The 14,501-nt window shown below is 59.2% G+C and carries 12 protein-coding genes and 2 pseudogenes; 7 read left to right on the top strand and 7 right to left on the bottom strand.

Annotated elements, in window-relative coordinates; genetic code table 11:
* Positions 1–45: 45 nt before the first annotated feature.
* The 6 genes and pseudogenes from AC2FL1_RS15535 to AC2FL1_RS15510 all read right to left on the bottom strand — a co-directional run bounded on the left by AC2FL1_RS15535 (position 46) and on the right by AC2FL1_RS15510 (position 4,845).
* Positions 46–1,065 carry a tyrosine-type recombinase/integrase gene (locus AC2FL1_RS15535; RefSeq protein WP_496877563.1) on the bottom strand — a complete coding sequence of 340 codons (1,020 nt, stop codon included), beginning with the start codon at positions 1,063–1,065 and terminating at the stop codon, positions 46–48.
* A gap of 14 nt (positions 1,066–1,079) precedes the next feature.
* Positions 1,080–1,238, bottom strand: a pseudogene (locus AC2FL1_RS15530) (helix-turn-helix domain-containing protein); the annotation flags it as partial.
* A 136-nt stretch (positions 1,239–1,374) separates the two neighbouring features.
* On the bottom strand, positions 1,375–1,713 hold the full coding sequence (locus AC2FL1_RS15525; RefSeq protein WP_496877562.1) for a type I restriction-modification system subunit M N-terminal domain-containing protein: 339 nt from the start codon (positions 1,711–1,713) through the stop codon (positions 1,375–1,377).
* 21 nt (positions 1,714–1,734) lie between these two features.
* Complete coding sequence (locus tag AC2FL1_RS15520) at positions 1,735–2,400, bottom strand: hypothetical protein (protein ID WP_496877561.1); 666 nt, start codon at positions 2,398–2,400, stop codon at positions 1,735–1,737.
* Between the two features lie 557 nt (positions 2,401–2,957).
* Positions 2,958–3,683, bottom strand: coding sequence for a hypothetical protein (locus tag AC2FL1_RS15515; RefSeq protein WP_496877560.1), 726 nt, complete (start codon positions 3,681–3,683; stop codon positions 2,958–2,960).
* Between the two features lie 226 nt (positions 3,684–3,909).
* Positions 3,910–4,845: a LysR family transcriptional regulator gene (locus AC2FL1_RS15510; RefSeq protein WP_496877559.1), complete on the bottom strand. Its 936-nt coding sequence runs from the start codon at positions 4,843–4,845 to the stop codon at positions 3,910–3,912.
* Positions 4,846–4,930: 85 nt separating this feature from the next.
* On the opposite strand from AC2FL1_RS15510, the gene AC2FL1_RS15505 reads away from it, so the two are divergent.
* From AC2FL1_RS15505 to AC2FL1_RS15485, 5 genes are read left to right on the top strand one after another with little or no spacing between them, the layout of a single operon-like run.
* Complete coding sequence (locus AC2FL1_RS15505) at positions 4,931–6,118, top strand: CaiB/BaiF CoA transferase family protein (protein WP_496877558.1); 1,188 nt, start codon at positions 4,931–4,933, stop codon at positions 6,116–6,118.
* A complete protein-coding gene (locus tag AC2FL1_RS15500) occupies positions 6,115–7,068 on the top strand; it encodes a hydroxymethylglutaryl-CoA lyase (protein ID WP_496877557.1) in 954 nt (317 codons plus the stop codon). The genes AC2FL1_RS15505 and AC2FL1_RS15500 overlap by 4 nt, the downstream gene beginning before the upstream one ends.
* A 23-nt stretch (positions 7,069–7,091) precedes the next feature.
* Complete coding sequence (dctP, locus tag AC2FL1_RS15495; RefSeq protein WP_496877556.1) at positions 7,092–8,078, top strand: TRAP transporter substrate-binding protein DctP; 987 nt, start codon at positions 7,092–7,094, stop codon at positions 8,076–8,078.
* A 12-nt stretch (positions 8,079–8,090) separates the two neighbouring features.
* Positions 8,091–8,618 (top strand): TRAP transporter small permease, encoded by a 528-nt coding sequence (locus tag AC2FL1_RS15490; RefSeq protein ID WP_496877555.1) that lies wholly within the window; start codon positions 8,091–8,093, stop codon positions 8,616–8,618.
* Positions 8,615–9,901 carry a TRAP transporter large permease gene (locus tag AC2FL1_RS15485; protein WP_496877554.1) on the top strand — a complete coding sequence of 429 codons (1,287 nt, stop codon included), beginning with the start codon at positions 8,615–8,617 and terminating at the stop codon, positions 9,899–9,901. Before AC2FL1_RS15490 ends, AC2FL1_RS15485 begins: the two co-directional genes overlap by 4 nt.
* Before the next feature lie 742 nt (positions 9,902–10,643).
* Here the strand turns inward: AC2FL1_RS15485 and AC2FL1_RS15480 are convergent.
* Positions 10,644–11,516 (bottom strand): recombinase family protein, encoded by an 873-nt coding sequence (locus AC2FL1_RS15480; RefSeq protein ID WP_496877553.1) that lies wholly within the window; start codon positions 11,514–11,516, stop codon positions 10,644–10,646.
* Positions 11,517–11,687: 171 nt separating this feature from the next.
* Here AC2FL1_RS15480 and AC2FL1_RS15475 point away from each other — a divergent pair.
* Both AC2FL1_RS15475 and AC2FL1_RS15470 read left to right on the top strand, forming a co-directional pair.
* Positions 11,688–11,830: pseudogene (locus AC2FL1_RS15475) on the top strand (permease); the annotation flags it as partial.
* A gap of 1,931 nt (positions 11,831–13,761) precedes the next feature.
* Positions 13,762–14,376 (top strand): hypothetical protein, encoded by a 615-nt coding sequence (locus AC2FL1_RS15470; RefSeq protein ID WP_496877589.1) that lies wholly within the window; start codon positions 13,762–13,764, stop codon positions 14,374–14,376.
* The last annotated feature ends 125 nt before the right edge of the window (positions 14,377–14,501 follow it).

Raw genomic sequence — 14,501 nt, 5'->3', positions numbered from 1 at the left:
ACTTTTCGTTCCTGCTGCTCGGTCCTGGACGGATATTGCAGCCCCTCATATCTTCCAATCCATGATCCCGACGGCATTCTTCAGTGCATCAGGACTATAGGAGCGGTAGACATTCTCCAGGGTCTCGCGCGAGGTCGCGAAATAGGCCGTGGCGTCCTCCAACGTCATGCCGCGCATGAACGCCCAGGTGACCGCCGTGTGCTTCAGCGTGTGCGGCGTCACGTCCTCAAGCCCGGCCCGCTCGACAGCAGCACGAAATGCCTTGTCGATCCGGTCTATCGGCATACCCTTGAACGAAACCACATGGCTCCCTTCCTGCTGCCAAGCCCTCATCTCCTCGTGGAGAGTGGCAGGCATCCTCACCATGCCCTTGCGCTTCTTGGTTTCGGCCTCGGCCTTGCCAAGGAAATGAATCACGCCCCTTTCGAGATCAACCCAGCCGCTATCGAGGGAAGGCATCCACTTCAGCCGCGTTATCGCGGTCTTCCTGCGCCCGGTGTAGAGCGCGATCTTGATGAACCTCTGGACGTGGGGAGCGGCGGCCTCCAGGAGACGCTGCACCTCCTCCACCGTCAGCCAACGATCATTGGCGACGCCCTTCTCAGGCAGGGTCACAATCGGCGCATGGCTGATCCTGCGCGTCGCCAGGGCGTATTTGACTGCGGCGTTCAGCGTGTTCATCTCACGTCGAACAGTCCATGCTGCGCACCGTCTCCAGGCCGTGAAGCCCCGGCACCTGTCGATGTCGATCTGGGAAACCTTGAGATCGCCCCAGTAAGGCGACAGCGCCTGTATCGTGTAAAGTAGTCGGCCCTTGTCGCGGACCGTCTTCACCTTGGCCTCGCCATAGTGCACCAAGAGCTCACCGACAGTGATCTCACTCGGGTCGTAGACACGATCGTCTTTGCGCTTCTTCTGGGCGATGTAGTCGCTCAGGGCTTCTTCTGCCTCCTTATGAAATCCGTCACCAAAACCTGTCCGGATCTGCTGACCTCCGTCGAGGATGATCCAGGCTCCATCATCGTTGCGCTGGAAGAGCCGGGCCGGTTTGCGTTTGCGGGGCATGTCGAAATGAACCTCTTCAGCTCGTCACGGGTCATGTAGTAACGTTTGCCAAGACGGGTGGCGTTGATCTTACCCTGATGGATCAGGGTCCGAACGGTCTTGGGTGTGACCGTGCTGTGCAAGGCGGCGGCGAATTCTTCGACTGTTAGGAGCGCTTCTTCACTGTTCACCATGTATCCACCAGAAGGAGTGTGCTCTTCCCGCAGAGGTAGGTTTGGTCTTCATAGACTGACGCCCCGTCTTCGTGGGCAAAATCCTGAGCTGCGTGCGCATTTCTGAGAGACCTCTTTTTTCGTTCAACTGACTACTCTATAGCAATTTCGTTGTGGGATACGTTCCGAAGACCACAAGAAAATCGCAACTCATTGATAAAATTAAAAAGAATCTAAAGGAGGAACCTCGATCCGTAATCCTCATAGCGGCCTCGATAGCCTGAGAACTAAGAACGGATAGCTTCTTCATGTCGGTGAAGGAGCAACCGTCTGGCACCTCGATCAGCGCGTCGGCCTGACCGGCGCGGTCCGACACGTATTTCACGAACAGAAGGGTGAGGATGTAATCCTTGTAGAGCGACGCATCCATGCCGCCGCGGAGCTGGTCACAGCTCTCCCAGAGAGATCTGTAGATGTCGCTTTTCTTGATCGCCACTGTCGTTACCTCGATTCAATCTTATTGTATTTCGCGCTCTAGCAGCTTGAGTGCACGGTGCACGTTCTGCGCCGTCCACTTGCCCCCTCTCGTTGTCAGCAGACCTTGCGCATTCGCACGGTCTGCAACCATTTGTAGAGTCGCCCGACCTTCTCTGTCCATCAGATCGTCCTTGATCTCCTTGAGCTTTCGGGCCTTTTGGATCGAATTGCATGTCCGGGACTTCGACGACACCGCACGTGCCTTTGTCGTGTCACCACCGCTACCCTTCCGTGTTCGAGGTTTGGTTTTCTCAGCATGCAAAATCAGGTCTTGAAGCTGAGCGGCGGAAAACTCAGAGAGGGTCTTATTGTGCCTCAAGGAGAAAAGGTTGGAGCCAAACATCTGAAGATTTGTCAGGAGCTGTGTGCGGTCAATCAGTTTCGTTTTCCGGAACAAGCGGGAGAGATCATCAATGCGCACTCTGACTCCATCGACTTCTTCCAAATATCTCAGAATCTGTTCGAGGGTCGGCAGTGAGCCAAGACCGCTAATGCGTCGGGCGTAGTCATATTTGATGTCCAACTTCATTCCGGGTCGCTGATCAGCCAATTGCCGGATCATTGCCAATTGCGTTCTGGCAGCCGGGTGCGTGTAGATCGACCCAGATGGTCGGGGTCCATAAGTCAAGATAACGTAGAAGATCATGTCAGCCCTGCAAATTTCACGTTTGTGTATGCATACACAAACGTGAAAAACGTCTTCAGTCTCGGTGTAGCTGCTTCTGGTCAGGTCCGGAAGCTCCTCTTTCCGGAGCCGTGCTCCTTCTATGTAAGACACATCTTTTAAGAATACTTATCATAGGGTTGGAAAGGCTCCTCTTTCCGGTCGAGGGAACCTTATCCGGACCAAATGCAGTATCTGTTGCCAAGGCTACAACGCAGTCACCGGGTTCGGGTGGTGTGTTGTGGCGATTTGGCCAAAGCCGGTGTTCTGCGGCTTGCCGCAGCAGCAGCATGACTTTTCGAGTTCAATACTCTCGAATGAAGCTGAGTGCGTCACCAGGCTGGCTGGGGCGCGCGCTGGCAGCGTCAAGCGTGTTTTCGATGCGCGACATCATTGAAGTTGAAACGCGCACCCTGGGCGCTCCCAGCGCTATCCGGGAGCAATCATATGCCGCCCACTGGATGCACGAAAAACCAACACTGAAGGCTCCTGGTGTTTGGTTGCCGGTGCTCGGGTCATTCTCTGCGGCCGGAACAGACCTACCTGCTCAACCTGCGTCCTTGCGGCGTCAGCACTGGCGGCTTCGCAGTGCGTTTCACCTCGTCGCGGTCGGCGGTGTAGTGCATGGAATAGCGGCTGTAGGTGAGGTCTGTGGCGTCCCGCGTGTCCAGTGCATCGGGAGTGAGGAAATCCGCGACGGCCCGGTCCAGAGCGGCGGCATCATAGCCGGTAACGATTGCTAGCCACTGCATCGGCCGGTCAACGCCGCGCAGGGCCTGTTCGCGCGTCATCGGCGGTGGTGCGGCCGGCCGCAGCAGGTGCGCCCCGGTGATACCGCGCAGGTTCACCATCGGCGGCAACACCTCTGTGGCGAACCAGTTGGTCAGGGCTTGCTCGGTGCCATCCGCTGGTCGGAACCGCAAAGCCACTGCCGCGGCGCCAATACCGAAGCCGGAACTGGCCACGACCGTGCAGAATCCGCGCGTCATGCCGCGGAACCTCGGCATCATCGCACGGGTCCACTCGGTCGGGTCGTTGAGCCGGTCGAGATAGGATTGTGAGGTGGCGACATCGGTGCCACTGACCTCGTAGATTATCATGTAATGCGGACCGCCTTCTTTCGTGATCCATCTTGTCGCGCGCAGGAACCCAAGCACTGACAGCCGTTCGTGGAAATGCTCGTAACTGTGCCAGTCATCGTGGTCCGCCGTATCGCCGTCGATGTCATAGAACAGCACCATCGCTGCATCACTGCGCAGGGACATGTTGACCTCCCTTTCTGGTCCCTTGGACATTAGCGCCAGACGGTTGGTTCACAATCGCCATACCGCCTATGGGAGCTTTCGAGCAGTGGATATTGCGGTGCCGGAATGCATCCCCATGGTGACCGGGGCAGTGCTGGGTAGTTCGTGGCATTAGTCACCAATTCAAGGTTGAAGGGTTCCAAATAGTGCTGCTCGCATAGAACGTGACTTCTGTCGGTTGCTACCCCTACTCGGCCGACACCAACTGCGCCTCCCACACGCCGGACCGGACAGCCTCGCGAACATGTGCAAGCAGCAGCGCGCGAATTGTCTCGGATGCATATGTATGGGGGCGCGAGGACAGATGGCACAAATAAAGCGTGCGCGAGAGTTCCGGGCTGGCAATCGCTCTCGTGCGAACGGTGCCGCGCTGAAGCTGATCGCGCATGAACAGCGAGGTGCCGATGACGCAGCCAAGGCCAGCCTCGATCGCACCGGCTATGGCTTGAACTGAGTTCATCTGCAAGACTGCGCGCGTTTCGATCTTTTTCAGAAGTGTGACGTCATCCATGATGGCGCGCGCCGAAATGCCCTGACGGAGCAGGATGATGGGCAGTTCAAGCAGTTCGGAGAACGTGATCGGTGAGCCGGTATCGCCAATAATGTCGGGCCTGCCGATACACACCATCTTTTCCTCGAGCACAGGCTCAGCGCGGATCATCGGATCAGACGGTGGATTGTAGACCAGTGCGGTGTCGATGTCTGCGGCAAGCAGATGGGACAGCGCGGCACCGGAAAGGCTTTCTGTCAGGGCGAGTTGCACTGCCGGGTAATCCCGCACGACCTGGGAAACGAACGCGACACCGATTGCCTTGACTGCCGAATAAGACATACCGACAGACACGGGCCCCGAGACCTTTCCCTCGCGGTCTTGCATATCAGTTTCCGCGGCTTCGATCGCCTTGAGGATCGAACGAGCGTGTTCATGCAGCCTGTGTCCGGCGGCGGTCGGCTCCATCCCTCGGGGTTTCCGCAGAAAGAGCGGCGTGCCGAGCCTCGCTTCCAACTGCGAGAGGTGGTGGCTGAGCGCAGAGGCCGCAACCCGAAGATTGGCAGACGCCTGCGCGAGCGATCCGGTTTCATAGATCGTCGCGAAATAGAGGAGTTGTCTTGTATCCAGCATTCTAAAAACCAGAACGGAAGCATCAAAACATTATAATATTGCGTTTGCAAAGGTTTGGCTATGGTCGGAGTCGAGAGGAAATCGAATGACCGAAGACATCAGGCCGCTGGCGGGTATCCGCGTTGTCGAAATGACCCACATGATCATGGGTCCATCCTGCGGGATGTTCCTAGCCCTGCTGGGCGCCGAGGTGATCAAGGTTGAGCCGCCAGAGGGCGACAAGACACGTCACTTGACCGGCATGGGCCGTGGGTTCTATCCGACCTTCAACCGCGGCAAGAAGAGCATCACACTTGACCTGAAACAGGACGCAGGCCGCGCCGCGTTGCACAGGCTGCTGGAGGGTGCGGACGTTTTCATCGAGAACTTCCGGGACCACTCGCTGGCAAGGATGGGATTTGCGCCCGAGGTCTTGCGGGCACGTTATCCGCAGTTGATCGTCTCCTCGCTGAAGGGGTTTCTGAAAGGCCCATACGAGAACCGAACGGCGATGGACGAGGTCGTGCAGATGATGACCGGCATGGCCTATATGACCGGACCGACCGGGCGGCCGCTGCGGATCGGATCTTCGGCAAACGACATCATGGGAGGGCTGTTCGGGGCATTCGCGGTTCTGGCGGCGCTGCTGGAACGGGGCAAGGACGGCAAGGGGCATGTGCTGCGCACCGGCTTGTTCGAAAACTGCTTGTTGTTGGTCGCGCAACACATGGTTCAGTTCGACATTGAGGGCCGCGAGGCGCCGCCGATGCCCGAGCGCGAATTCTCGTGGCCGGTCTATGACATCTTCGAGACCTCCGAGGGTCGGCAGATCTTTGTCGGGGCGGTGACCGAAGGCCAGTGGGAGACCCTGTGCAATTTGCTGGACCTAGGCCAGTTGCGCGACGATCCCCGGCTTCAGTCGCGGATGGATCAGATCAATGCCCGTGACTGGACTCTGCCCATCGTGGCCGAGGCGGTGCGCGCGCGTTCCTTCCCTGACCTTATCGAAAGCTTTGAAGCGACCGGCATTCCGTTCTCGCCAATCCACCGGCCGGCAGAGATGTATGACGACCCGCATGTCCTGCGGCCCGGTGGCTTGTTCCCGTCGAAACTGCCCGAAGGTGGAACATATCGCGCGCCGATCATGCCCTTCGAGATCGACGGTAGGCCAATGCACGGGGACACGTTGGATATCGCGGGTATCGGCGAGAACACCGAAGAGGTGTTGCGCGCGGCCGGGCTGAACGAGGCAGAGATCCGGGCCGCCAGGGGCAGGGCGAGGGTTTCGGCATGAGTAGGATCGACAGCGTTTATCCACCCGAGAAACTCACGCTGCGCGAGGTCGGGTTGCGGGACGGATTGCAGCTTGCCAAGGCGCTCCCCTCGACCAATGCCAAGATCGCGTGGCTGGAACAGGAAGCCGCCGCAGGGGTGCGGCATTTCGAGATCGGCTCGTTCCTGCCCGCCGCCCGTTTCCAGCAATTCGCGGACATCGGGCCGATGATCGACACGGCCGAAAGGCTCAACCTGCACTCAGCCGCCCTCACCCTGAACGAACGCGGCGCGGAAACCGCAATGCAGTCCGTGATCCGCGAGATGGTCTGTGTCGTGTCGGCGACAGAGGAACACAGTCAGGCCAACATGCGCCGGTCACGTGCAGAGGCCGTCGCCCTTGTGCGCAGGATCGTTGCGATGCGCGATCAGGCCGCACCCGGGAAGATCGTGAATGCCGGGATCGCAATGGCCTTCGGTTGCTCGATTTCCGGTTTCGTGAACACCGAAGACGTGCTGCGCCTGGCCGAGGACTGCCTTGCCGCAGGCGCCGATATAGTTGGGCTTGCCGACACGGTCGGCTATGCCGGACCCAAGGCCGTCGGAGAGCTTTGCGCCGCTATGGACAAACTCTGTGGCGGGCATCCCTTCATCATTCACCTGCACGACACCCGCGGGATGGGCGTGGCCAACGCGGCGGCTGCCATCGACAATGGCGCGCGCGTCGTCGATGCCTCGCTGGGCGGACTGGGCGGTTGCCCCTTTGCACCAGGTGCCACCGGCAACGTGGTGTTTGAGGACATCGTTTTCCTAGTCGAGACTATGGGATTCGAAACAGGAATAGATCTGGTTGCCTTGCGCCAGGCGCGGGACATCGCCGAGGCGGCCATGCCGGGAGAGCTATTCCATGGCGCCCTGCACCGCGCCGGCCCACCGAATAATACAAACTGGAGGGCCGTTTCCGCGGCCTGAACTGAAAGGGAGGAGACCTGACCATGAAACATCTGACAACTGCCACAATCGGGGCTGCATTTCTTGCATCCACCGCTTCAACGGCGCTGGCCGCGACCGAGATGCGCTGTAGCCATCAACTGCCGCCGGCCCATCACATCGCAAAGGTGATCGACCGCTGGGCCGAGGAGGTCGAGACGCTTTCGGGAGGCGAGCTTGATGTTCAGATCTTTGGCGCAGACAGCCTGGTGGGTGCGCGCGAGAACATCGTCGCAACCGCGAAAGGTGACATCGAATGCGCCTTTTCACTGAACTTCCAGTGGGGCAAGACCTTGCCGATCATGAATGTCACCGTGGCCCCCTATGCGTTCGGGGACATCGAGATCTGGAAGAAATGGCCGACCTCGGATGCCGCTTCTTTCCTCGAGAAAAAGCTGCTCGAAAAGGGCGTCAAGAACGTGGTCTGGATGTTCCAGACCAATACCTCGGTGTTCACCACCAAGGGCGAACCGCTGGTCCAGCCGGAAGATTTCAAGGGCTTGAAGTTTCGCGGCCTGACGCCGCCTTTCGATGCCGCCTTTGTCGCGCTCGGGGCAACGCCGACGGCCATGCCCGGGTCCGAGGTCTACCAGGCGCTGGCGACCGGCGTCATTGACGGTGCAATCACCGATGTCGCGGCGGCGGTCTCGCGCAAGTATTACGAGGTTCAGGATGCCTTTACCGTGGTGCCGGTGCTTTCGGCCTATATGCACGGCTACTTGAACCCGGCTTTTTACGACGGGTTGTCCGACACGTCGAAGGCCGCCCTGGCTGAAGCCGGTCTGAAAGCGTCGGAATGGGCAATCGAGGCATCCGTCGAGGCAGGCAATGCCGGTCCCGATCAACTGCGTGAAAAAGGTGTGAAGGTGCATATCGCAACGCCCGAGGAAAACGCGGCGCTTGAGGCGGTCATGCGTCCGGCTTTTGACAAGGCCTTTGGCGAGGGGGACGCGGACAGCGCAAAGCTGCTCGACCTTCTGAGCAAGATGTGACCCGGCGCATCCATGTTAGAGAACCAACCCGAGGAGGGGGTGGCGAACGCCCCCTTCTTTCCTGATCGGCTCCTGACGGGCTTGGTGCGCCTGTGCGGGGCACTGAGCGCGGCACTTATCCTGGTGGTCTTTGTCCAGATCGTGGTGGCCGTGACGCGGCGATACGTGTTCAACCGGCCCCTGCAATGGAATGACGAGATGATCGGATACCTGTTGGTGACACTGGTCATGCTGGGCGCCGCCGAGGCCCTGCGCCGCAAAGATCACATAGCGATCGACCTCGTCACGGCAAAACTTGGGCCAGGTTTCGCACGCCTGCAGGCGGGTTTTGCACATCTTTCGGTGATGGCCTTTTCTGCGATCCTCGGGATCTCGATCTGGGACTCCATCGCCTTTGCCCGGAGCTTCGGGTCCTATTCGGTCGGTTACATCGAAATCGAAACCTGGATTCCACAGGTTCCGGTCGTTCTTGGCACAGCCCTTCTGTTCTTGACCGCAGCACTCGGCCTGTTTCGAACGGTCTGGAGGCTCGAGCGATGACACTACTGCTGGTTTTCGCCGGTCTGATCCTTCTGCTGCTCAGCGGCATACCCATTTTCGCGGCACTCGGCCTGATCGCCAGCGCCATCATGTTGCTGGCCGAAGGCGATATCGACGGGCTCGGGGATGCGGTCTATACCCATCTCAACAAGCCGATCCTGAGCACGATTCCCCTGTTCGTGTTCATGGCCCAGGTGATGATCCGATCCAGGGTGATCGACGATCTCTACGACTTCGCCCACACGGTGATCGGCCATGTGAAAGGGGGGCTTGGCGTCGCCACCGTCCTTGCCTGCACGATATTCGCGGCGATTTCCGGCTCGTCCGTCGCCACTGCACTCTCGATCGGGTCCAGCGCGATCCCGCAGATGAAGCGCTTTGGCTATGCCGAGCGCGATGCGCTGGGGGTCGTCGCAGCAGGGGGCACGCTTGGCATCCTGATCCCGCCATCGGGGCCGATGATCCTTTATGCCATCGTGTCCGAAGCCTCGATCGGCGCGCTGTTCCTGGCCGGGATCGTGCCGGGCCTGATGCTGGCCTTGATGTTCTCGGCCTTCTGCATGATCAAGGCGCGCGGGCAACAGGGCATCAACGCGCCGGATTGGGCGGGTTGGAACAAGGCCGTTTCCGCTTTCCGACGGTCCGTGTGGGCCCTGATGGCGCCGCCGGTCGTGATGGGAGGCATCTATTTCGGCATCTTCACCGCATCCGAGGCCGCGGCGGCCGGGTCGCTCTATGCCGTTCTGGTCGCGGTTCTGGTCTATCGCAACTTCGGCCTGCGCGATCTGTGGGCATGTGCCTATGGCACCATGCGCACCTCGATGATGGTCTTTATGATCATAGCCGGTGCCGCCATGTTCGCCCATGCCATTACGCTGATACGCCTGCCGGTCGGGGTGACCGAGACCGTCGCGGGTCTGGGCCTCGGGCAGATGGGTTTCATTCTGGTAGTCATGGCGCTGATCTTCATTCTGGGCATGTTCCTCGAGTCCATCGCGATCATCCTGATCACGACACCCATCCTGCTCCCAACGATGATAAGCCTTGGCGTCGATCCGATCTGGTATGGCGTCCTGCTGATGATCAACCTTGAGCTCGCGATGATCACACCGCCGGTGGGCATGAACCTGTTCGTGATCAAGGGCATCACCGATGCGCCGCTGGCAACCATCGTGCGCGGGGCTGCGCCTTTCGTCCTGATCATGTTGTGCGGAATGGGACTCTTGATCCTGGTGCCGGACCTTGCAACCTGGCTGCCCACGGCCGCAGGTTTCGGTCGCTGATTTGAGACTAACATTGTTGTTGGCCGAGAGCGTGCAAATCTCGCGCTCACTTTTGTAAGTGCTGAGGATCCCGGGCAGACTGACCGCCAGCCATCCAGATTGGTGCTGCCGATTCCGTTCAGCTGTGTTCTCTTCTTCATGGCGCTATCCAAGAATACGGCTGGACGGCTATCGGGTTCGGTGCAGGCTGTTTCCTGTCACTCGCCCCTGAAGAATGAGCATCGCTGGTCGACCCGTCGGATGTTAGCTCGCGGGCAAACATGCCGTTCGACAGGTGGCGAACAAAGAACTGGTAGCAACAGGAGGATAGCAACTACCGAACCGGGACATTATCTGCACGGCACCGCGTTCCAAAACTCCGAAAGACGACCTGCCGGTGTGGCGATCTTCGATCTCCAACGTCGGATGTTCGGTTGCCGGAGCTCGGCCCATCTTCTGCGGCAGGAAACATCCGAGATCTCGCCGGGTAGCTGGTGAATGCCTTGTCGTCTGCCCGGCTTCGGACGATTGCAGACCTACTCCAGTTAGGCCGCTCCTATCGAGGAAGGTCGTTGGAGTTCGTCTTTTCGACGCCGAATTAGGCCGTGCTCCAACAAGCTGACAGATGGGAGGTTTCGACCCCGGATGTAGCTGGCGCCGGAATGTATCCCCAACGCTATCGACGGGTTTCTCTAGGACTTCGTTCCCACGTCGGAGGGTCGGAGCATCCCTGCTTGCATGCAGAGCCATTCCTCGCCGGAGATCAGAAGCGACCAAAGCCCGGGTGGTCTTGGTATGCGTCCACCTCGGGCTGGTCGTCGTCACGCGAGGACTGGCTAACACTTTCGACTGCAGCAGACCCAGCCTCCTCTTCCGTATCGTCCACCCAGGACCAGCTCGGCGCCAGAATGACCTCCTCGTTCGCCATGTCCCTGCGCAGGTCCAGCTCTGCCTCTGCCTTCTTGAGCGGCTTTCGGATGCTGCTCATCGTCCACGGACGGCGCTCGTTGCGTGTCTCACTGACGAGATTGAGAGGACCGGAACGGTTCACCAGTTCCACCTTCTCCCGGAGGGTCATCTCGTCCCACCCGGGCGTGCGTTCGATGAAGTCGGCAAGTTCCTGCACCTTCCGATCCGCCCTGGCGACATTCGAGATTGCGCCGTTGCGCTGAGCGGTATCGAGATTTGTCAAGTTACCCAGCTTGATGCCTCTCTTCCGCGCCCGGACAGCTCCCTGATGCGCCCTCTGCGAGATCAGATCGCGCTCACGCTGAGCCCGGTCAATAAGGCGCTCCAGCGCTTTCCGCCCCAAACGGCGACCCTCAGCGACGGAAATCACCGGCACACCGGCTTCAAATAGATCAGGCAAGAGACCGGGATGGCGTGCCAAGCGATCCACACTGGGCACAAGGATCGCTGCATCGTTAAGTTTCGCGATCCTGATAGCCTGCTGCAGGCCCGGGCGACTGAGATGACCGCGTGTGCCGGCGGCCGACCGGTCATCTTCCTCTATGGTGAGAAGCTCGAGTTTCCTGTCGTTAGCATAACCACGCAGCATGTGCGCCTGCTCATCCAGACTGATCCCTTCTTCTCCTTGCTTGGATGTAGAGACGCGTATGTAGCCGACTACCTTCACTGTGACACCTTTAACTATGATGTTTGTGTTTCTGAATTGGCGTAAGTGCCTGTGATTGTTGAGCATAGCATATGTTCATGACTAAAGTAAGTAGCTTAGTGATGAACACACTTGTTTGCTCAATCTTATTTTTTTGTAAAGGCCCGTGTATTGCCGATCGCCAACGGGATGCTGGCCGGGATTCCGGCCTATCTCAACGGCTATGCCACTCGGCTACTAATCGGCGGGTTGATCGAGCAGGGCACGGCGCCAGGAGCCGGGCTGACCTTTCTCGTGGGGGGGGCGTTACCTCGATCCCGGCGGCGATGGCGCTCAGCCGCCGAAGTTCTGTTCCCCGTCCGTGCTGGCGCCTCTCATCCTGCCCGTCTGTATCATCCTCTTGCTGTAGCTCCATCCGTATATGGCTGGATGGCTATGGAGTTGGGTAGGGGGGCTTCGCTATTTCCAGTCCGCCCCCTCGGCGGACGCCAGGAGGATAGAAATCGCCGGCCAGAGAGGGTGTCTGCCCGGCGCCACCTTCCTGCGCTCCGCAAGACGATTTTCTCGTATGGCGATCTTCGTCATCTGACTGCAACCAACATCACCTCGTCGCAGGCCCACCGCCCGGATACCGCAAGGCGTCTTCTTGAAAGCCAGTTTCAGCGCGCTCTACCTTGTCCTTGTGCATGTCGGATGCTCTGGGAGAGGCTGTTCTCAGCAGTTGACACGACCCCGTTTCGCCGACGCCTGCATGGTCGTCGAGCCCACATCCGGCCATCCGTGCACGGTGCTGACCGGCTGTTGTGAACCGTCGCGTCAGCAAAGCCCTTGTTTTCCTGGGTCGCAGGGCTGCACAGGGTTTACATCTCTGGGGAAAAAACCGTTTTCGGGTCGATTTCTGTCAACTTCATGTAAACCTTTGTCAACCCTAGGCCCGCGGTCGTGTCGCTTATTGCACATTATATGTCTGTTTTTTCTAATCAAGGCGACCCTCTCGGGGTGCCTGTCAACCCGGATGCAACCCTCTGTCAACCCGGATGCAACCCGCCAGCGACCGTGCGGGATCCGGCGAGGTTCCGCGGTTGCGCCATTCCTCACCGGTCATCCGCGGCCTGCTCCGGTCAGGCTCTCCTGGGCGCACAGAGGCGCCGCAAGAGCTGCACCCGGCGCAGGGTGTATACACAAGCCTGCCAGTTGCTTGTGAATTGACACTGCGAGATCGGACCGCTGTGATGCGACAAGGGAAATCAATGTTCACCGCATTTCCTTGCTTTCACACCGTTTGATGACAGTTTCTCTATATCCAGAACCTTTGCCCCTCCGAAAAAGGGACCAATGCAGACTTCCATGGCGCAGATGTTTCCATCACGTGCAACCTCTCCATCTCCTGGAAAGAACTTGCGAAGCATCCCATCCATTCGCAGTGGTCGGTTGCGCAATTTGATTATGGGGGCAGCACTTCTTGCATGTTGGGCGGGTTCGGCACGGCCACAGACACAGGTGGAAGACCGAGATCCGATGGGGTTTCACGATCAGGGCGGCCTGACAGTGAAGGGGCACCTCCAGTTCGGTTTGAACGCTGTCGTGGAGCGTAACCTGTATTGGGATCTGGCCTCGGTGACCGCGCCGGGAAGTGGGTTCGACCCGGATACCAACTGGCTGGAAGGTTACTTCAAGCCAGGTATCAGCTTCGAGAAGGAACTGGATACCGGTGCCGTATTCTACGGCAAGCTCTCGGCTGTAGCGTCCTACACCTGGGGCATAGATGCCTTCGACACTGGCAATACCGGCGCCACGACAGTCGAAGAAGCCTATCTCGCCATTCGCGGCGATTCCGGCGCCGGCCTGTCCTACGACCTGTCGCTAGGCGCGCGCGAATTGGTCCTTGGGACAGGCATGCTGATCGCGAATGGCGGAACAAGCGGTTTCGAACGTGGAGCTTTGAAGCTGGGGCCTCGCAAGGCATGGGAGATGGCTGCCATCGGACGGCTGACTTTCGGAGGATTGACCGGGACAGCCTTTTACCTGAATCCCAACGAGTTACCTTCAACAGACGGCGACAACGAACTCGCCGGCATAGATCTTCGCCTTGACAATCTACAAGGCGGCTATGTCGGGGCGACATTCGTGAATGTGCTGAACTCCACCTCGCCCTATCCCCAGGCGGCGCCGGGCGGCGTCGGTCCGCCTACCGTGATCCCCGGCGCTCGTGAGGGGACCAGCACTTTCAACCTAATATGCAAAGACAAACCCGTTTTCCGGCACCCTGGAGAACTGGAGCTTCACGGGCGAGTTTGCCTACCAATGGAACGACAGGATCGACCTTCAGGCCTGGGCCGGTCGGGTGACGGCGAGCAATGCCTTAGCGAGCTTGCCTTGGACCCCGAGGCTGACATTGGGCTACCAGACCTTCTCGGGGGACGACCCGAACACGACCAAACTGGAGCGCTTCGATCCGCTTTACTACCAGGGTAGCCCGAGCTCCTGGGCCACTGGGTCCAAATCCGCGTCGACCTTCATTAATTCGAACGCGAACGCGAACGCGAACGCGAATGCGCTGACGCTGGCGCTTCGGATTCAGCCGACCCGGCAGGACACCTGGACGCTTCGATATGCGTATATTCCGGCGAACGAGCTGAACAGCCCTATCCAGTTCGGTCAGGCGACTCGCGTCAACATCAACGGGAACGTGGTCGCCGGGGTCACGGATGCCCATCTTGCCGATGACCTGTTCCTCGAATACAGCCGCGTCATCAATAGCAACACGTTTCTGACAGCAGGCGTCTCAATCTCCTTTCCCGGTGCCGGGATCGACGGTGTAATTGGCCGGAGCGGAGATCCGTGGACGGGTGGGTTTCTCAATCTCGTGGTCAACTTCTAGCCTGATCCTCTGGCCACTGGGACTGTCTTGGCGTTGGCCTGATGACAGGCACGAATGCACAGGTTTCCAGATGGCGGCCGTCCTTGAACGACCCAGGCCCATATTCACCCATGGTGCGGGCCGGA

The organism is Ruegeria sp. YKSF070, from assembly GCF_059612725.1.
Note: the sequence above shows the minus strand (reverse complement) of the source record. Positions and strands in the feature narration are given on the sequence as shown.